Source organism: uncultured Thiohalocapsa sp. (assembly GCF_913062725.1).
Taxonomy (GTDB): Bacteria; Pseudomonadota; Gammaproteobacteria; order Chromatiales; family Chromatiaceae; genus Thiohalocapsa.
This window is the reverse complement of sequence record NZ_CAJXWY010000065.1, coordinates 1-21,351: the sequence shown is the minus strand read 5'-3', so window position 1 is coordinate 21,351 and position 21,351 is coordinate 1. Positions and strand designations below refer to the sequence as shown.

The window sequence follows — 21,351 nt, the reverse complement described above, 5'->3', positions numbered from 1 at the left end:
GGAGCCCGGTGAGTCGAGAGGCTCACGCCGGGTTCTGCGAGCGGCTGAGGGGGCAGTTCCCTCGGCCGACTCAACCGCCTGCCCCATGGTTTCACTCGAGCTTGTTGATCGGCGTTGTGTCGGGCGCCCGCTGCGGTTTGAGCGAGACGACCGCGATGGGGGTCCAGTTGCGGGTCTTGCCGCTCCAGCGTTCGGGATGGGCATCGCGTGCGGCCAGATTCAGGGCATGGCGTTTGGCGAGGATAGCGTGATCCTCACCGCGATGGCGATCATCGGACGTGACGAAGCGGATCGCACTGTGGCGATGCTCGGTGTTGTACCAGCGCACGAAGTGCTGCACCCAGCGCTGACTGGCCTGCAGGCACTCGAAGCCGTTGACGGGATAGTCTGGGACGTACTTGCAAGTGCGAAACAACGCCTCGGACAAGGCGTTGTCGTTGCTCACGTGGGGGCGGCTGAAAGATGGCGTGATCTTGAGGGTGTACAGTGTCTCCAGCGGTGTGGCGCCCTTGTCTGGCCAACACACCACCGGCGACCATGGCGATGGGGGCCTCCCCCGGTGCGCGTCGGTAGCCGCGGACGTTGGCGCGAAACACCGACTCCAGCAAGGCCTCCAGGACCAGGACGACCGCCGTCTGGGCGATGCGGCCAGCCCAGGGTATAGATGAGCGGGTCTGCAAACAACAGGGCGGCTCGTCGCACCCAGCCCAGCAGGCCCGGGCTCAGGATGCGCGCCCCATCGATGCTGATCATCAGCAACGGGCTCGTCACCTCCGCTGCGGCGGCGTTGATCGCCGCCACCGGCGAGACCGCGTCGGTCCGCACGAACCGGTAGTCGATGTCGGCGTCGAACCGCCTCGCCACGTCCGGCGGCAACGGCTCCCGCGAGCCATGATCCAGCACCAACACCCGGTAGCGTAGCCCGCCCAGGGCCCGCTGATAGGCGCGGCTCAGCGAGTACAGCGTGCGCGGCGCCTCACGCACCATGTTGTGCATGATCACAATCGCCGTCAGGTCCGGCGCATGTTCCATCACCAGTACCGCCGTTGCCGGAAGCCGCGTCGCGTCACTCGGCGCCGCCTGTGCATGGCCAATCAAAAACGGAGAGTTTGCCAGTCGATTGCTTGGATGTACCTGAGCAACTTCAGGTTACCCGACCAAGCTGCTGCACGACAACTTTGTGGATCCCGCAGTCAGCATCATTGCGGCCCATGGAAATGGGTCACAGGGCCTGAGCCAGATGGGATGCGGTTCGGGGATGTCGGCGTTTCGTCGCGTCGTGCAGGTCGTCGAATACGCCGACGGTGAGAGCGACGTGCCGGAGACCAGCGAGCGCGGCCATGGTCGGGTAGAGGCGCACCGTTACCGTCGCCCGGGCGATCTCTCAATGCCTGCCCGTTGACGTGCACAGCCCCGGTGCGCCGGCTCAAGCGCGTTCACGTTCACCTTGACTGTTCGGACCTCGGCGTCGCAGCATAGGCAGATCACCACGCTTGTGCACACGCAAAACCCCATGAACACATCGGATGCGAAGCACACCGTTCTGATCAACGCCGGCGGCCCGCGGCGGCGAGCCATCGAAGGCGCAAGGCGTGGCCGACCCGGCGCCTCGACGGGCAACCGCACTCGGGTCAGCGGCGCAGGTACCTGATGCCCACCCTCGCCCCCGGCGCACGCGTCACCATCCGCGATGAAGACTGGATCGTGCGTCGCATCGATCAAAGCGACGACGGCGGCCAGGCCCTGACCTGCGATGGCCTGTCCGAGTTGGTGCGCGGCACCTCCGCCGTCTTCCTCGACCGGCTGGAAACCGACATTGCTGTACACGATCCATCGCAGACGGTGCTGTTTCAGGACGCGAGCGACTACTTCACCGACACCTTGCTCTACCTGGAGAGTCAACGCCTGCGCACGGTGGCCAACGACGCACACATCCACCGTGCCCATCAGGCGGTGATGCAGTTCGCCGAGTATCAGCGTGTGCCGACGGAGCAGGGGCTGCGGCAGGTCCGCACCCGCATCCTCATCGCCGACGGGGTTGGTCTGGGCAAGACGCTCGAAGCCGGCATGCTCAGCACAGAACTGGACATCCGCGGGCGCGGGCGCCGCATCCTGGTGATCACGCAGAAGAGCATGCTGACCCAGTTCCAAAAGGAGTGGTGGTCGCGCTTTACCATCCCCTTGGTCCGGCTCGACTCCGCCGGCATCCAGCGCATCCGCAACAACATCCCCTCTGGCCACAACCCCTTCAACTACTACGACAAGACCATCGTCTCGATGGATACGCTGAAGGGCGAGAACGGATACCGCAACTACCTGGAAAGCTCACGCTGGGACATTATCGTCATCGACGAGTGTCACAACGTTGCCATGCGCAAGTCCGATGCCGGCTCCTCCCAGCGCGCCCGGCTGGCCAAGGCGCTGGCCACCAAGTCCGACACCCTGATCCTGCTCTCGGCCACGCCCCACGATGGCTCCGCCCATAGCTTCGCCTCCCTGATCTGGCTGCTGGACCCCACCGCCATCTCCGACCCGAGTGATTACACCCGCGCCGATCTGGACCGCAAGGACCTCTTCGTGCGCCGATTCAAAAAAGATATCAAGGCCCAGGCTCAGGACCAGTTCCCCGAGCCGGTAACCCGCCGCCTGTCGGCCAAGGCCACGCCGGAAGAGGAAGCCGCATTTCGGGCCACGTTGGCGATTCCCTTCACCCAGCGGGGCGAGCGCGCCCGCGACAGGCGGGGCGAGCTGCAACGGGTCGGCCTGCAGAAGGCCCTGTTCTCCAGCCCCGCCGCTGCGGCCGCCTACGCGCGCAACCGCATGGGCATGCTCGGCCGCAAAACCGCCCCCACCGACGCCGAGCGCACCGAAGTCCATGCCCTCGGGGCATTGCTGCGAACGCTGGCGGCCATCACGCCGGCGCACTTCAGCAAATACCAGTGCCTGCTGACCGCGCTCACGGAGCCCGACACCCGCTGGACCGGGGCCGACGGCAAAGACCGGCTGGTGATCTTCTCCGAGCGCATCGAGACCCTGAAGTGGCTCCTGGCGCAGCTGCCGCAGGACCTTGGCCTGCGAGCGCAAGCCTTTACGGTGCTCCACGGCGGCCTCTCAGACATCGAGCAGCAGGAGATTGTCGAGCGCTTTGGCCAGGAGCACGACGCCCTGCGCGTGCTGCTGTGCTCCGACGTCGCCGCCGAGGGACTCAACCTGCACTACCTCTGCCACCGGCTGGTGCACTTCGACCTGCCTTGGTCGCCGATGGTGTTCCAGCAGCGCAACGGCCGGGTGGACCGCTTTGGCCAGACCCACACCCCGCGCATCGACTACCTGCTGACAGCCTCCGACATCGAACGCATCAAGGGCGACCTGCGCGTCATCGAGGTGCTGGTGCAAAAAGACGAGCAGATCAGCCGCAACATCGGCGACCCCGCGTCCATTCTGCGCAAGCACAGCATCGAAGCAGAAGAGCAAGTGGTCGCCGACGCCCTGGCCAGCGGCATGAGCGCCGAACAGTTCGAGCGCGCATGCATCGACGAGGCCCCACCACCGGACGACGATGACGACTGGGAGGCCGCCTTCTTCGGCGCGGCGGAGCAAGCAGCACCCGCCGCCCCACCGCCGCCGCCGCACCGCTTCTTCGAGAACATTTACGCCTTCGCCAAACAGGCCATCCGCACGGTGCCGGAAGCGCACGGCTACCGCATCGACGACGACGCTCGCATGCTGCGCCTCGACCCGCCCGCGGACCTGCGCCGACGGCTGCGCCGCCAACTCCCCGCCGAGGTGCTGCGCGAGACCGACCAATATGTGCTCTCGGCCCGTCGCGATATCGTCGAAGCATCCATCCAGCGCGCCCGCGAGGCCGACCGCCAGGGCGCCGCCTGGCCCGACATCCAGTTTCTCTGGCCGCAGCATCCCATCTGCCAGTGGCTCATGGACCGGGTCATCGGCGCCGTGGGCCGCCGGCGCGCGCCGGTCATTGCGAGCAGCCAGCTGGCGGCGGACGAGCACGCCTTCCTGATGCTCGGGCTGATCCCGAACCGCAAGGGCCAGCCCCTCATCGCCGAGTGGAAGGCCGTAAGCCGCCGCGGCGACGCTGACCACGCCATCGAAGACTTCGACGCCTTCTGCGCCCGCGCCGGTATCGGTGAGCGCAAGCTCCCCAACGCCAAGCACCCCATGGATTTGCCGACGCTGCAAGGCTCCCTCGGCGATGCGGTCGCCACGATGCAGCTGTTTGTCGAAGACCAGGTCAGGCACTTCAGCGCCGTCCGCGACGCGGAGGTCCGGCGCAAGCTCGCCGAGCTCGATGACCTGCGCGGCGCCCAGGAGCGCCAGCTGGAACTGCGCCTGGCGCAATCGGACCAGCCCGAGCAGCTCAAGCAAGGCAAGCGGGCGCAGCGTCTGAAGGACATCGAGCACGTCTTCACCGAGTACGGCCGGTGGGTCAAAGACAGCCTGGAGGTGCAGTCTGTACCCTTTGTCCAGGTGCTCGCGGGCGTCACCGGCGCCGGTCGGTGAGCCCACTGGTACAGAGGATGATGGACGCCTAAACTAGACCAGTCTATAGACCAGTTGTTAAGGGGTTACATGTACGTCGAAGTCGGTTCCTATGACGCTAAGACCAAGCTGCCCGAATTGCTCCGCGAGGTGCAGGGCGGCCGTCGCTACACGATCACGCTACGCGGCGAGCCGGTCGCGGACTTGGTGCCCAGCACGCATGGCAAATTCACAGACCCGCGCGCGGCCATCGCCGCAATGCGCGCGTTGCCGAAAGTGCGAGGCGTCGATTCGGCCACCATCGAGACCTGGATCGAGGAAGGGCGCCGTTGAGCCTGGTACTGGACGCCTCCCTGGCGCTGGCGTGGATCTTCGAGCGCGCCCATCCCGATGAACGCCTGTTGGCGGATCGCGTGCTGGACACGCTGGCCGAACAGCCGGTCCTGGTGCCGGCGCTTTGGCATATCGAGATCGCCAATGCGCTACTGGTGGCAGAGCGCCGTATGGTGGTCCGGGAGGCCCAAGTCATCGACTACCTGAATCGTCTGTCCCGCTTGCCCATCCAAACCGACGATGTGCCCGCCGCGAACCGTCAGGAAATGGTGATGGCCCTCGGGCGGGCCCATCGGCTCTCGGCCTATGACGCGACCTACCTCGAGCTGGCATTGCGCACCGGCTCCGCATTGGCCTCTTTCGATGCCAAGCTACTGGCCGCCACCGAGGCCGCTGGCGCCGCCATTGTCGTTGCCCCGGCGCCCGACGCCGGCGCTCAGGGGTAGCCAGGCCGAGTCCAGTTCCGCCAAAGACCAGAGCAGACCGATCCTTCAGCAATGGGCGCAGAAGAACGCTTCGATGTCTTCCCCGGCATCGACAACGAAAACGAGTTCTACAGCCACCATTTCTTTGCGCACGTCTTCCAGTCCCGCCTCAAGGACTGGCTGCAAGCGCAGACGCCAACCACCGCCGACCCCGACGAGCCGGCGGCGGAGCCCGTCCACAAGCAGCTGCGCCGCCTCGCCGCCCCCTTCTTCCAGCGGTACGCGGACTACCCGCAGAATGCCGACTTCGACACCCGCCTGCGCTGGCACCAAGACCTGCACCGCGATCTGCTCGCCGCCCTCGGCTACCGCATCACGCCGCAGGAGCACGACTGGACCGGCGGCCAACCGCTGCCCCTCTGGTGCGCCCTCGACCGGCGCACCCAGGGCGGCGACGGCGGCAGCACCCCGCCGGAGCTGGTGGTCCTCCCCGCCTTCAACCCGGAGCAAAAGCTCAAGCCCGGCGCCCCGGCCACCGATCCCCTCGAGGTCACCCTCTCACCCCGTCACTTCGACATCGAACAGATCCCCGCCGCCTACCTCGGCAAGGGCAAAAGGACCCCACGCCCGCTCGCCGAGCTGCTCACCGATGCCGTCTTCGGCGCCGACCACCCGCCCCGCTACGTGCTGCTGGTGGGCGAACTGCAATGGCTGCTCATCGATCGCTTCAAGTGGCCCGCCAACCGCTGCCTGCGCTTCGACCTGGCAGAGATCCTGGGCAAGAAGCCGCCGACGACCCTCAGCGCCTGCCAGGCCCTGCTGCACCGCGATGCCCTGTGCCCGACGGAGGGCGAAGGCCTGCTGGACACCCTGGACGCCGAGTCCCACAAGCACGACGCCGGCGTCAGCGAGGACCTCAAATACGCCCTGCGCGACGCCATCGAGCTGCTCGGCAACGAGGCCGCCCGCCAGCTCATCGCCGACCACGGCTTCACCTACACCGGCACCGTCAAGCCCCTGGATGCGGGCCGGCTCAGCACCGAGTGCGTGCGCCTGGTCTACCGGCTGATCTTCCTGTTCTATATCGAGGCTCGCCCCGAGCTGGGCTATGTGCCCATCAACAAGAGCGAGGTCTACACCCGCGGCTACAGCCTTGAGCATCTGCGCGATCTGACGCTGACGGACCTGCACACCACCGCGGCCCAGCAGGGCAGCTACTTCCACCAGACCCTGTGCAAGCTCTTCACCATGGTGGCCGACGGCACCGCCGCCGGCGGCCGGCCCATGCAGCAGAGCCTGGGCGCCACCATCAACGCCTTCGAGCTGCCACCGCTCGACAGCAAGCTGTTCGACCCCGCCAGCACACCGCTGCTCAACCGCGTCCGCTTCCCCAACCACATCTGGCAGCGGGTGCTGCGCGGGCTGTCCTTCGCCAAAGACCCGAAGACCCGCCGCACCCGCCGGGTCAGCTACCAGGCGCTGTCCATCAATCAGCTCGGCGCCGTCTACGAGTCTCTACTGTCCTATCGCGGGTTCTTCGCCAGCGAAGACCTCTACGAGGTCATGCCGGCGGCGAAGAAGAGGCAGCAAGCGCCCCGCAGCGGCGGCGACGGCAACGGCGACCGTATCGATGGTGACGGCCAGTGCGAGGCGGCCGCCGGCGACGAGGATTACGGCGGCAGCACCGACCTGCTCGCCAACGGCTGGTTCGTCACCAAAGACAAGATCGGCAACTATCACAACAGCGAGAAGGTCACCTTCATCAACGCCGAAGGGCGCCGGCAGCTTCGGGTCTACCCCAAGGGCACCTTCATCTACCGCCTCGCTGGGCGCGACCGGCAGAAGAGCGCGAGCTACTACACGCCCCAGTCCCTGACGCAGTGCCTGGTCAAGTACGCGCTGAAGGAGCTGCTTCAGGACAAGAGCGCCGACGACATCCTGCGCCTGCGGGTGCTGGAGCCCGCCATGGGCAGCGCCGCCTTCCTCAACGAGGCCGTCAACCAACTCGCCGAGGCCTATCTCACGCGCAAGCAGCGGGCGCTCAAGCGCCGTATCCCCCACGACCAATACCCCCAGGAGCTGCAGAAGGTGCGCATGCGGCTCGCGGACGCCAACGTCTTCGGCGTCGACCTCAACCCCATTGCCACCGAGCTGGCCGAGATCAGTCTGTGGCTCAACGCCATCTACGGCGAGACCGACAGCCAAGGCCGCCCGCTGCCGGCGTGGGTGCCCTGGTTTGGCTACCAGCTCTTCACCGGCAACTCGCTGGTGGGCGCCCGGGCGCAGGTGTTCAGCACCGAGCAGGTGGCCGCACCGCGGCGCATCAACCACTACGCCAGCGACTATTACGGCAAGACCAAATCCGAGCCCAACCCGGCTTGCTACCTCTACGCCACGCCGCGGCGCGTCACGCCCCAGGAGCCCCGCCGCGACGACGAGATCTACCACTTTCTCCTGCCCGACGAGGGCATGTGCGACTACGCCAACAAGGTGGTCAGGCAATCCTGCGGCGTTGAGCTGAGGCAGCTCAAGGACTGGAAGCGGCGGCTGATCGGCAAATACTCCGATATCGAGATCCGCCGCCTGCAACAGCTCAGCGCCCGCATCGACGTCCTGTGGCGGGAGCACGCCGGGCAGCTGGCCCGCGACCGCGCCCTCACCGAAGACCCGCTGCCGGTCTGGCCAGAAACCGAACCAGAACAGGCGCCAACAATCGCCCGCGAACCGCAGCCGGACACCGGCCAGGCCAGCCTCACCAGCCGCGCCAGCAAAGAGGCTACCCGCAAGGCCGGCATGCTGAACGAGGACGGCGACAAGGCAACGCCCTACCGCCGCCTCAAGCTGGTGATGGACTACTGGTGCGCGCTCTGGTTCTGGCCCCTGAACCAGACCGCCACCCTGCCGTCCCGCACCCAGTGGATCACCGAGGTCGGCGCCATCCTGGACGGCAATGTCATGGAGATCCCAACGGCGGATCAAGCGCAGACGGAGCTGGACCTGGGCCCGGCGAGCGCCCCGGCACCGAACGGTACCGAGCAACAGGTGCTGGTGCCGGAGGTGCAGGGCTCGCTGTTCGACGACCTGCCCGGCCAGCGCAGCCTTACCACCGCCGCCAACACCTCGACCCTGCACGATCGCTATGGCGACCTGCGCATCAAGCGCCTGCGCGAGAACTTCCCCCGCGTCGTGCAGGTGGAGCGCCTCGCCGAGCGCTACCGCTTCTTCCACTGGGAGCTGGCCTTCGCCGACATCTTCCGCTGGCACTGCTCCTCCCCCGCCGGCACAGTGGCGGAGGCCGAGGGCGGCGGCTTCGACCTCATCCTCGGCAACCCGCCCTGGATCAAGGTGGAATGGGAAGAGAAAGGCGTCCTCGGCGAGGCCGACCCGAAGATCGCCATCCGCAAAATGAGCGCCTCGGCGCTGGCGAAGCGTCGCGCGGTGCTGTTCGAACAATGGCCCGACATGCAGGCGGCTTGGCTGGATGAACTGTGCGAGCAGGAGGGGATGCAGGCGTTCCTGAACGCCCGGCAGAACTATCCCTTGCTGCGGGGGGTGCAGACAAATCTGTACAAGTGCTTTTTGCCGCAGGCTTGGATGTTGAGTAATGCGCGGGGGGTGTCAGGATTCTTGCATCCTGAGGGAATCTACGATGATCCGAAGGGGGGCGCATTTCGGGCGCAGGCATATCCACGCCTGCGGGCACACTACCAATTCGCCAACGAACTAATGCTCTTCAGCGACGTCGATCACCACACCAAATTCAGTATCAACGTCTATGGCCATGCACAGAAAGCACCACGTTTCGCACACCTGGCCAACCTCTTCCTGCCGCAAACCATCACCGCCTGCTTCAGCCACAACGGCGGCGGCCCCGTGCCCGGCATCAAGCAAGAAGGCGATGGCGGGCGCTCGAGTTGGACCATCCAGGGCCATCGGGACCGACTGATCCCGGTTGGCGAGCACGAGCTGGCCCTGTTCGCGCAGCTCTACGACGAGACCGGCACCCCGCCGCTGCAAGCCCGCCTGCCCGCGCTGCATGCCCGGCAGCTGATTGCGGTGTTGGCGAAGTTTGCGGCCCAGCCACGGCGCCTCGGCGACCTCAAGGGGGAGTATCTATCGCTAGAGATGTGGCACGAGACCAACCAGCAAAAGGACGGCACCATCCGCCGCGAGACCCGTTTCCCGGACGATGCCGGCCAATGGGTACTCTCGGGCCCGCATTTCTTCGTCGGCACGCCGTTGTACAAGACGCCGCGGGCCGTCTGCACCGCCAACAGCCATTACGACTGTCTCGATCTGACCCACATCCCCGACGACTATCTCCCCCGCACCAATTACGTGCCCGCCTGCTCGCCGGCGGCTTATGCGGAGCGGACGCCGCGGGTGCCTTGGGTTGAACTGCAGCCGGAAATCGGCCCACCAAATCCCAAGCGTACCCATCTTCCTGTGACCTCTTATTATCGTCATGTGAATCGGGAGATGACCGACCCGTTTTCTGAACGAACACTCATTCCGACAATAGTGCCTCAATATGTTGCCCATGTGCATACAACACTGGGTACTGCATTCAAGAGCAACAAAGTGCTGATGGACTACTTCTGCATGTGCCTTGCTCTACCAGTCGATTATCGAGTCAAGAGCACAGGAATGGGTCATGCTAATACCACGCTCATCAATCAACTACCAGTCCTAGCGAATGCTTGCGATCGTCTAACGGTACATTCACGGGCCCTGGCAGTATCCTGCCTCACCACCCACTACACCGACCTCTGGCAATCCTGCTACCAAGCCGACTTCCCCAACCAACGCTGGTCCATCGACCCGGACGCCCCCAACAGCCCGCCCTGGTCCGCATGCCTACGCGATGACAAGGACTTCTTCGCCAACCTCACCCCCATCTGGCAACGCCACTGTGCCCTGCGCACCGACTATGCCCGCCGCCAGGCGCTGCTGGAGATCGACGTGCTGGTGTCCCAGGCCCTGGGCCTGACGCTGGAAGAACTGTTGACCATCTATCGGGTCCAGTTCCCGGTGATGCGCCAGTACGAGGCCGACACCTGGTACGACCAGACCGGACGCATCGTCTTCACCCCGAGCAAGGGCCTCGTCGGTGTCGGCCTGCCGCGCAAGGCCCGCAAGGCCGACCGCGATGCCGATATCAGCTACGGCCTCAAGGCCGCGCGCCGTGAGGAAACCGACACCCTGCTTGGATGGGAGGATATTCGCGACCTCCCCGCCGGCAGCACGGTCACCAAGACGTTCTGGGACGATACCCTCCCCGGCGGTCCGCGCCAGCGCACCATCGCATACCAGGCGCCCTTCCTCCGCCCCGACCGGGAGGAGGACTACCGCATCGCCTGGGCCTTCTTCGCCGAGCGGGGCGATTGACGCGTAACGCCCGTGCTCACCAACGACGACCCCGGTATCAAGACACGGAGCCTCGATGACCACCTTCGACAGCACCAAGCGCCTGCTCCCGGAGATGCTCAAGGACATCACCGCCGGAACGATCCAACTGCCGGACTTCCAGCGTGGCTGGGTCTGGGACGACGACCACGTCAGCAGCCTGCTGGTCAGCATCGCCCGGTCCTTTCCCGTCGGCGCTGTGATGCTGATGGAGACCGGGGGCGAGGTCAGTTTCGAGACCCGGCCGGTAGAGGGAGTATCGCCGGGCGACGCCACGAAACACCCGGATCTGCTCGTGCTCGACGGCCAGCAACGCCTCACCAGCCTGACCCAGGCCGTGGGACTGTCCACGCCGGTGGATACCCGCACCGCCAAGGGCAAGGCCATCAAGCGCTACTACTATTTCGATATCCGTATCGCCCTGGAAGGCGAAGACCGGCTCGAGGATGCCGTGATCGCGGTCGATGAAACGCGACAGAAGCGTAGCAACTTCGGCCGCGATCTCGACCTTGACCTGTCCACACGGCAACTCGAATGCGAACAGCTCTATTTTCCCTGCAACAGGCTGCTGACGCCGAACGACTGGGCAGGCGATTTGTTCAAGTACAACAAGGATCAGATCGGCGTCTACTTCGAGTTCCAGGAACGGGTCATCAGCGCCTTTGCGGCGTACCAGCTGCCGGTGATCGAGCTGAAGAAGGAGACCTCCAAGGAGGCGGTCTGCCTGGTCTTCGAGAAGGTCAACACCGGCGGCGTACAGCTCTCGGTGTTCGAGCTGATCACGGCGAGCTATGCCGCCGCAGGCTATAACCTGCGCGATGACTGGTTCGGTTCCGACCTTCGCGACGTGCCGTCGCGCAAGGCGCGCCTGGAAACCCATGAATTGCTCGGGGATGTGGAGAGCACCGACCTGCTCCAGGCCATCACGTTGTTGCACACGCGGGCGCGCAAGCAGCAGGACATCCAGGACGGCAAGACCGGTAAACAAGTGCGGCCGGTGAGCGCAAAACGGTCTGCGGTTCTGGATCTGCCGCTGGACGCCTATCGGGACTGGGTCGACCGGGTCGAGCAGGGCTTTGTCGAGGCCGCCCATTTCCTCCAGGGAGAGTGTTTCTACCGGCGCCGGGAGCTCCCCTATGCGACCCAGCTCGTGCCACTGGCCGCAGTGATGACACTGTTGGGCGAGCGTTGGCGCGAGCCACAGGTCTACCGGAAGCTCTCACGTTGGTACTGGAGTGGCGTCCTGGGCGAGCTCTACGGCGGCGCGGTAGAGACCCGCATCGCCTTGGACCTGGAAGAGTTGATGCAGTGGTTCGAGGACGATGCCAACGTGCCAAGGACCGTGCTGGATGCCTCGTTCGATCCCGCACGACTGGAGACCCTGCGCAGCCGTCTGAGTGCCGCCTACAAGGGGATCAACGTCCTGATCCTGCGTGAAGGCGCCGTGGACTTCTTTTGGAAGGGCAATATTCAGGCGCTGGACAATCAAGGCGTCGAGCTGGACATCCATCACATTTTCCCGCGCACCTGGTGCGAGCAGCAGCGGATCGCCGCAAAGGTTTATGACTCCATCATCAATAAGACGCCCATCTCCTATAAAGCCAACCGTATGATCGGCGGTGATGCGCCCTCGGCCTACCTGCGGCGGTTGCAGCAACACAGGCAGGTGCAGATCGACGATGCGGCGATGGACGGTATTCTCGACGGCCATTGCATCCCAAGCGAGACCCTGCGCACCGATGACTTCGAGGCCTTTTATCAACAGCGAAAGCAGCGGCTGCTGGAGATCATCGAACAAGCAATGGCTAAAAAGGTGCTGCAGTCGGGGCACCCTTCACAAGCAATCGGTGACACATAGCATGGGTACTGACCGTTTCTTGCATCTACCCCAGCAACGGAACCCTGCTGAGGAACCCCAGCCACAGCATCATTAGGAGGCGCTCGGATGCTCCCCTCCCTAGTCATCGACGAGGTCCAACACGGCGTCGCGGAGACTCTGCGCACCCAGTTCGAGCCCTCCACCGCCCACTTCAAAGACGCGGTACGCCGGCTCATCGAGACGCCCGGCTGGGTGAAGGGGCCCTATGTGCAGATCGGCATGCCGTTCGTCGCCGGCGGCAGCGGCAAAGGCTTCTTCACAGACTTCGAGACCGAGCATCCGGCCTTTCTGCACCAGGAACAGGCCTGGCGGCGCTGCGGCATCGAACAGGTGTCCACGCTGGTGGCCACCGGCACCGGCTCCGGCAAGACCGAGTGTTTTCTGTATCCGGTGCTGGACCACGTGGCGCGGGAGAAGGCGCGGGCCGAGCCGGCAGGCCTGGCGGGTGGCCGATCGGGCATTAGGGCCATCATCATCTATCCGATGAACGCGCTGGCGGACGACCAAGCCAAGCGCATCGCGGAGCTCGTGCACCGGACCCCGGCCTTCCACGGCATCCGCGCCGGACTCTTCGTCGGCTCCGGCAAGACCCGGTACAAGCCCGGCAAAGCGGGCAAAGCGCCGGAGCCCGACAGTCCGACCATGGGGCTGGACCACGTCATCACCGACAAAGACGTGCTGCGGGACGACCCGCCGGACATCCTGCTAACCAATTACAAGATGCTGGATTTCCTGCTGATCCGTCCGCAGGACCAAGGACTGTGGCGCTACAACGCCCCGCAGACGCTGCGCTTTCTGGTCGTGGACGAGCTGCACACCTTCGACGGTGCCCAGGGCACGGACCTGGCGATGCTGATCCGCCGCCTGCGCCACCGGCTGCAATGCGACCCGCAGCGCCTGATCTGCGTCGGCACCTCGGCGACGCTCGGCGACGCCAGCGACACCGGCCCGCTGCGGGAGTATGCGGGTCAGGTGTTCGCCACCGTTTTCGACCCCGCATCGGTGATCACCGAGCGGCGCCTGGGCTTCGATGCGTTCATCGGCGACCTGGTGGTGGAGCACTTGATTCCGGATGACGCGACGGTGCTGCGGGCTATTGAACAGCGCGCGTTCGCGCGGCCGCAGGAGGCTGTGGCGCAGTTTCTGCCCGCCTTCTTCAGCGATCCACCGACCCTCGCCGAGCTCACGGCGGGCCTCGACACCGCCCTCGGGCGCATCCGGCTCGGGCAGGAGCTGAAGAAGCACCTGCTGTTTCAGTCCCTGCTGCGCACGGCCACCCATGCGCCGGTGACCGTGGATGAGATCGCAGACAAGCTGAAACGTACCCTCAGCGCCCGCCTGCAGCAGCAGGCGCCCGCCCTGATCACGGCCCTGCTGACCCTGGTGGCCTGGGCGCGGGCGCCCCGGGCGGGCCAAACGCCCAACGCGCAGACATCGGTGGAGGCGCTGAACTATCTGGTGACCCTGCGCGTACAGCTCTGGCTGCAGGAGCTGCGCCGGATGCTGGCGACGGTGAGCCGCGACCCGCGGCAGATCGAGCTGACCGCCGAGGCCGCGGTGCTGAGCCAGCGCGAGCGACTGCGCCTGCCGGTGGTGCAGTGCCGCCACTGCCACACCACCGGCTGGCTGACGCTGAAGCCGCCGCAGCAGAGCCGGGTGGTGAGCAGTCCGGAGCAGATCTACACGGCCTTCTTCGCGCGGCATACCGACCCGTTCATTGCGCGCCTCTATCCGCGGGTCGCAGCCGACGGCGGCCCGCAGCCGTGTCCCCGCGAGCGACGCCCCATGGTCCCGGTGCTGCGCCAAGCGCTGTGCGGCCAATGCGGCCATATGGGCAACGAGCATGTGACCCTATGCCCGCACTGTCAGAGCGACGACATGGTGCCGGTGCATGTGGTCACCGCCACCAGAACGGTTCAGCCGCAGGCGGCCGACGGCGCTGGCCAGCAGGGCAGGCAGGTGACCGTGCATGACGACACCTGCCCGGTCTGCGGCGCGCACGGCGGGCAGCTGATCATCGGCGCCCAGACCACCAGCATCGCCGCCCACAGCGTGGAGCGGCTCTGGTCGGCGCGACTCAACGACCATAAGAAGCTCATCCTGTTTTCGGACTCGGTGCAGGACGCGGCCCACCGCGCCGGCTACATCGAGTCCAAGACCGAGACCCACCTGATGCGCGCCGGCATCGCCAAGGCCCTGGCGCTGCTTCCGCCCGCGGATGGCGCAGCACTGCCATGGGACGAGGCGCTGACGGCCCTGGGCCGCTGCTATCTGGACCCCGAAAGCCCGCTGGCGTTGTCGCCGCGGGACTTCGTCGCCCGCTTCATCCCGCCGGGCATGGAATGGTTACAAGACTGGCGCAAGCTCGTGGACACGGGCGAGCTGCCCGCGGGCTCGCGGCTGCCGCAGATGCTGGGCCAGCGCATGCAGTGGCGGGCGGCGGAGGAGTTTGCGCACCGTTGCGACCGGGGGCGGACACTGGCGAAGGTCGGCATCGCCGCGCTCTTTCCGGTCCTCGCGGACCTCCAGGCGTTGGCTGAAACCCTCACGCCCACGCTGCGCGAGGCCGGCGGCGGGCTCGAGGACCTGGCAGACGAGACGGTGCTGTTTTGGGCCCTGGGCACGGTGCTGGCATTGATCCGGGCCGGCGCCATCTTCCACCTGGAGCTGGAGCGCTATGCCGAGACCGGGAACTTCAATGCTTTTCAGTTCGCGTCCCAGCGCAAGCGCTGGCTACCGCACCGCGGACGGGCCGATGCGCCCCGCTTCATCGCGCGTGGTGCCGGCATCCAACGCTTCCTGCACCTCGAAGAACGCGACGGCAACCCGTTGCTGGGCTGGGCGCAGCTCGCACTTGTCCGGCCGCTGCACTCACCCGGTATCATCACCCTGGCCTACGAGGCGCTCCTCACGGCCCTGGCGCAGGCCGGTCTGGGGCGCTTCGTGCTGCTGGAGCACAAAGGCCGGCGCGCGCAGGTGTTCGGCCTGGAGCCGAGCCGGTTGCAGCTCCATCGCAACCTGCGCCGACTGACGACGCCGTCCGGCGCCCAAACGCTGTGGGTGCCGGCGGAGTCGGCGCAGGCGTTGGCGGGGATGCCGGCCTGGAACAGCCCCGCGGAGACCCTGTGCCCCGAGCCGGAGCACGCCCGCAGCTGGTGGCATGTGCGCATGCAGCGGGGCGACATTCACCGGGTGATCGCCCACGAGCACACGGGCCTTTTGGAGCGCGACGAGCGCGTGGCGCTGCAGGACAGGTTCATGGCACCGGCGGATGCCTGCGAGCCCTGGTACGAAAACCTGCTCTCCGCCACGCCGACGCTGGAGATGGGCATCAACATCGGCAACCTGTCCAGCGTCATGCTGGGCGGCGTGCCGCCGAACCAGGCCAACTACGTTCAGCGCGTCGGCCGCGCCGGCCGGCGCGACGGCAACGCGGCGATCTTCGCCATCGCCGACGCCTCGCCGGACGGACACGACCAGTACCACTTCGCGAATCCGCTGGAAATGCTGCACGCGGACGTGGAGCCGCCGGCGGTCTACCTGAATGCGGCGGAAGTGCTGCGGCGGCAGATCTACGCCTTCTTCTTCGACCATTGGGTCGCCGAGGAGAGCCCAAGCCTGCCGGACAAGCTGAGCGAGGCCCTGGACCAGGTGGCCACGCGAGAGCACGACAGTACGCGCTTTCCATTCGACTTTCTGGATTTCTTCAACCGCAACGAGCCCACCCTGTTCGATGCCTTCTGCCGGCTGCTGGGGGAAGCCCTGAAGTCGAAGACGCGGCAGAAACTGGAAGACTTCATCACCGGCACCGAACAGCACAAAAGCCTGCGCGCCGCGTTCCTGGCCTTCTTCGAGGAGACCCACGCCGAGCGCGAGTCCTGGAAGCTACGGCGCAAGGCCATTAATGCCGAGCTGGGACGGCTGCGCAAGCGCCCCGAAGACCCGCAGACTGCAGCCGAGATCGACCTGTTGGAGAAGGAGCGCACGGGCCTGACCGAGCGCATTCGCCAGCTCAACAACGAATACCTGCTGGAGGCCCTGACCAACGCCGGGCTGCTGCCGAACTACGCCTTTCCCGAAGAAGGCGTCGCCCTCACCACCATCATCCACGGCAGCCGGCAGACGGGCGAGGAATACGCCGTGCCGGTGCACCGCTACAGCCGGCCCGCCCATGCGGCGCTGGCGGAGTTCGCCCCGCGCAATACCTTCTATGCGCACAAGAGCAAGGTGCAGATCGACCAGATCGACATGGACGCGGAGCCACCCGCGGAACATCGCTTCTGCCCCACCTGCCACTTTCTGACGCCCGTCGCGGCGCCCGTGGGCCAGATGCCTGCCTGCCCGCACTGCGGCGACACCCATTGGGCAGACGGCAGCCAAGTCCGTCCGGTGCTGCGCTTGAAGCGCGCGGTGGCGAATATCCGGCGCCCGGATAAGACCCGCATCACCGAGACGGACGAGGCGCGCAAACCGTGCTACTACGAGCGCAGACTGTTGATGAACTTCGACAGCGCCCATATCCGCGGCGCCTGGACGCTGGAGTCCAGCGACGCGATCTATGGCTTCGAGTCCATCAGCAAGGCAACCTTTCACGACCTCAACCTGGGGCAGCCGACGCCGGTGGCGGCCATGGACAACACCACGCTGATCGCCGGCGACGACAGCCCGAAGGCCGGGTTCTCTTTGTGCAAGAGCTGCGGCATGGTCCAGCCCGCGGACACCAGCAACCGCGATGACGAGCGGACCCAGACGCACACGCCCGATTGCCCGTATCGGCATGCCACGGGCAGCGAACACCTGGTGGAGCGGCTGTTTCTGTACCGGCAGTTCGACTCCGAGTGCCTGCGCATCATGGTGCCCAGGGGCTTCGGCGCCGGCGAGCGGACCACCTTTTCTTTCATGTCTGCGCTGCAGCTGGGGCTGCGCAAGCGCTTCGGCGGCAAGGTGGACCACCTGCGCTTCGAGACCATGGCCGAAGCCGGTGCGGGCGACGGCGCCGGCAAGACCTACATCCTGATCTATGACTCGGTGCCCGGTGGCACCGGTTACCTGCACGACCTGTTAGCCGACAAGGCCGATGCCCTGGCGGAGGTGCTGGCCGCGGCCCATGCGGTGATCCGCGACTGCGGGTGTCAGTTCGAGGAAAACGTCGATGGCTGTTATCGGTGCGTCTTCCACTATCGCCAGGGCCGCAACCGCAAGCACATCTCCCGCGCCACGGCGCTGGAGCTTTTGGACGCGCTGGTGGCGGGCGACTTCAAGCGCAGACAGGTGCACTGCCTGTCGGAGATCTACATCAATCCAGATTTCGGCTCGGAGCTGGAGCGGCGCTTTCTGCCGGCGCTGAAGGCCCTGGGCGGGCAGATGGCCGCCGACGGCAATCCGTTTCCGCCGGTACGGATCACCCAGGACATCAAGGCGGGCAAGACCGCGTATCTGCTGACAGCGGGCCCGAACAAGTATTGGGTGGACACCCAGGTGCCCATCGAAGACGATGTCTCCGGACAGGTGCTGTGCCAGCCGGATTTCGTGATCTCGGCTACCAGGACGGCGAGCCCGATGCGGCCGATCGCCGTGTTCGTGGATGGCTGGGAGTATCACAAGCAGTCGCTGCCAGACGATGCCCGCAAGCGCGCCTGGCTGATGCTCCGTGGCGCGTACCGGGTGTGGTCCGTAACCTTCGAGGACATCGAGGCTGCGACCAAGCAGCAGGGCGGCACCGACCTGGAGAGCCCGCTGGCGGTGCTGATGACAGCGTCGGGGGAACGGATTCCACCGCAGCGACTCCCGCAGTTCCCGCCGCAGGATCTGGCTGGAAACGCACTGTCGCTGTTGCTGCGTCTGCTCGGCCAGCCGTATGCGGCCGACCAGGACCCGATGGGCGCCCTGATGCCCACGGGGCGCCACCTGCTGATGCGCAGCATACTGCGCCCGAACGAGGTCACTGACGCGCTAAAAGCCCGCAATGCCGCGGTGCTGCGCGTATTGCCCGAATGGCTCGGCACAACTGACCATGGCGTGTATTTGCATGGCCCGAATAAGCACCCACCCGGACAGCGGGTGCACTGGGTCGGCAGGGCCGAGCCGAAGTTGCTCACCGGCACGACCACGTCGGACTACCCCCTCGCCGGGGCCTTGGTGCTGAGCGATCTGAGCATGACCGACGACCACAAGCAGGCCCGTCAGGCATGGCGGCAATGGCTGCGCATCGCCAATCTGCTCCAGGCCACGCCCGGCGCTGCGCTGCTCACCCAGTCTATGATCGACGCCGGCGAGACGCTGGCCGTGCCGCAGCCGAACGCCGAAGTACCCGCGGCCGCCAACGGCGATTGGACGCAAGTACTCGACGACGCCGAGTTCCTCGAACGCCTCAAGCAGGGCTTCGTCTACCTCGGCAACGCCGACGTGCCCGCCCCCGATGCCATCGGTACCGAATACGAGGACGGTGACGACTATCGTGTTGCCGAGGCCCTGTGGGAGCAAGACCGGCTCGTCTTTCTGACCTCGGGCCAAATGGAGTGCGAAGCGCGCTGGCGTGGGGCCGGATACCGGGTCATCGAGGAAGCCAACGACTGGTGGCTGGCGCTCGAGCGCATCCTCAAAGCCGAGATGCAGGTCCAACAACCGGGCCAGACCGCATGAAAGAAGACATCAAGGTCATCGTCAGCAACGACGTGATCAAACGCATGACCGCCCTACCCGGGGCGGTGCAGACCAAGGGGCTGGAATTCATGCTCAAGTTCCAGACCGATCCAACGAGTCCCGGCATCAACTACGAGACCATACAGGGCGCTCAGGACAAGCACCTCCGCTCGGTGCGCATCGGTGAGCACTACCGCGGCATCATCTTCAAGGCGCCCAAGGACAACGTCTTCGTTTGGCTGCATGTCGACAAGCACGATGACGCCTATGCCTGGGCAGCGAAGCGCAAGATGAGCATCAACCCGGTCAACGGCGCACTCACCCTCACCAACGTCAATTTCGTCGAGGAGACCGTTCAACGCTGGTCGGGGGCATCGGCATCAGAGCCGCAGCCCGCGTTCTGCGGGCTATCGGACCGCGACCTGATGGCGCTGGGCGTGCCAGAGGAGATGATCCCGGCGGTACGGACCATCCGCTCTGAAGGCGACCTGGACGTCATGCAGCCAGAGCTGCCGGTGGAGGCCTACGAGGGGCTATTCCTGACGCTGGCCGGCGATCCGGTCGCGAGCATCCTGGCCGCACGCGAAACCCGCGTTGACCGCGCAATCGACACCGAAGACTTCGCCACCGCGGCGGAGCGGGACGAGAGCCGGGCGCGCTTCTATGTGGTGGAAGGCGAAAACGATCTTCAGGCAATCATGGCCGCGCCCCTGGAGCAGTGGCGCGTCTTCCTACATCCCACACAACGACGGCTGGCCACCCGTAACGTCAACGGACCGAGCCGTATCCTGGGCGGCGCCGGCACCGGCAAGACGGTGCTGGCGATGCACCGCGCTAAGCACCTGGCCAGCACCCTGGTGGGCACGGAAAAGAAGCTGCTGTTCACCACCTTCACCACCAACCTAGCGCTGGACATCGAAGACGGCCTCAAGGCCATCTGCGCCCCGGAGCAGATGCAGCGCATCGAGGTCATCAACCTGGACGCTTTGGTGTTCCGCCTCCTGAAGGCACGGCGCTACGAGCACGAAATCGCCTTCGACTTCGAGACCAGATGCGCACCGGTCTGGGACGACGCCATGGCAGACTTCGACCCAAAGCTGGGCGTCTCCCGGGCGCTCGTGCGCGAAGAATTCGAGCAGGTGATCTTGGCCCAGGGACTCACCTCCCGCGACGCGTATCGCGAGGCCCGGCGTCGCGGCCGGGGTGTACTGCTGTCCCGCAAAAAGCGCGACGCGCTGTGGGAGATCTTCGAGAACTACCGCCTGCAGCTCAGCGCAAAGGGCCTGAAAGAGCCCGATGATGCCTACCGGGACGCTTGCGCCCTATTGGCGCAGGAGGACAACCCACCCTACGCGCACGCCATCGTGGACGAAACCCAGGACTTCGGCCCCCAGGCGATGAAGCTCATCCGTGCGCTGGTGCCCCGGGGCCCGAACGACCTGATGTTCGTTGGTGACGGACACCAACGTATCTATGCCAAGAACAAGGCCACCATGGGGAGCTGCGGCATCGATATACGCGGCCGCGCCAAGAAGCTCTACCTCAATTATCGCACCACGGAAGAGATCCGCCGGGAGGCCGTCGCTCTACTGGAGGGCGTCGAGGTCGACGACCTCGACGGCGGCAGCGACGAGCTGTCCCGTTACCGCTCCCTGCTGCACGGCCCGAGCCCGGAGCGCATCACCGGCGCATCCATGGAATCTATCCACGACGGGCTGCTGGACTTCATCGTCCGGTGCACGGACAACAACCAAGACGCCAAGGTCGGCGTGATGGCCAACACCGCCAAGCGCCGTGACCAGCTGGCCAAGCAGCTCCGGGAGGCCGGCCACAAGGTGGCCACCGTCGACCATCGCGAGCGTCTGAGCCGCAAAGACGCCCGGATTTTCGCGATGACCCTGCACCGGGCCAAAGGCCTGGAGTTCGACGCCGTGGCCATCGTGATCAATCACGCGCTGGATGCAGAACTACGCAAGCTGGTCTATGTAGGCATGACGCGGGCGAAGCGGGCAGCGCGCCTGTACGATTAGCACGCACATCGGGTTCCGCGCTCAAGGCCACGCGCGCGCCCATCGCGCATCGCGTGCAGGAGACAGCATGAAGCCGATGATCGTTGCGCTCTGCCTGGGGGCCGCTGCCATCGCCGCGCTGGCCGCAACGCCA

The 21,351-nt window shown here is 65.9% G+C and carries 7 protein-coding genes and 1 pseudogene; 7 read left to right on the top strand and 1 reads right to left on the bottom strand.

From position 1 onward, the window contains the following. Positions 1-91 precede the first annotated feature (91 nt). Positions 92-487, bottom strand: a pseudogene (locus tag QZ588_RS15180) (integrase core domain-containing protein); the annotation flags it as partial. Between the two features lie 1,163 nt (positions 488-1,650). Here QZ588_RS15180 and QZ588_RS15175 point away from each other — a divergent pair. The 7 genes from QZ588_RS15175 (at position 1,651) to QZ588_RS15145 (ending at position 21,218) form a co-directional block, all read left to right on the top strand. Beyond that, on the top strand, positions 1,651-4,524 hold the full coding sequence (locus QZ588_RS15175) for a DEAD/DEAH box helicase (protein WP_295543788.1): 2,874 nt from the start codon (positions 1,651-1,653) through the stop codon (positions 4,522-4,524). A gap of 69 nt (positions 4,525-4,593) precedes the next feature. Then, a complete protein-coding gene (locus tag QZ588_RS15170) occupies positions 4,594-4,836 on the top strand; it encodes a type II toxin-antitoxin system Phd/YefM family antitoxin (RefSeq protein ID WP_295543787.1) in 243 nt (80 codons plus the stop codon). Beyond that, positions 4,833-5,282, top strand: coding sequence for a type II toxin-antitoxin system VapC family toxin (locus QZ588_RS15165; protein WP_295543786.1), 450 nt, complete (start codon positions 4,833-4,835; stop codon positions 5,280-5,282). Before QZ588_RS15170 ends, QZ588_RS15165 begins: the two co-directional genes overlap by 4 nt. Positions 5,283-5,333: 51 nt before the next feature. After that, the gene (locus tag QZ588_RS15160) at positions 5,334-10,649 is read left to right on the top strand and encodes an N-6 DNA methylase (RefSeq protein ID WP_295543785.1); all 5,316 of its coding nucleotides are present in this window, start codon (positions 5,334-5,336) and stop codon (positions 10,647-10,649) included. A gap of 55 nt (positions 10,650-10,704) precedes the next feature. Beyond that, positions 10,705-12,525, top strand: coding sequence for a DUF262 domain-containing protein (locus tag QZ588_RS15155; protein WP_295543784.1), 1,821 nt, complete (start codon positions 10,705-10,707; stop codon positions 12,523-12,525). 87 nt (positions 12,526-12,612) lie between these two features. After that, positions 12,613-19,188 (top strand): DEAD/DEAH box helicase, encoded by a 6,576-nt coding sequence (locus QZ588_RS15150; protein ID WP_295543783.1) that lies wholly within the window; start codon positions 12,613-12,615, stop codon positions 19,186-19,188. Then, the gene (locus QZ588_RS15145) at positions 19,185-21,218 is read left to right on the top strand and encodes a UvrD-helicase domain-containing protein (RefSeq protein ID WP_295543782.1); all 2,034 of its coding nucleotides are present in this window, start codon (positions 19,185-19,187) and stop codon (positions 21,216-21,218) included. Before QZ588_RS15150 ends, QZ588_RS15145 begins: the two co-directional genes overlap by 4 nt. The last annotated feature ends 133 nt before the right edge of the window (positions 21,219-21,351 follow it).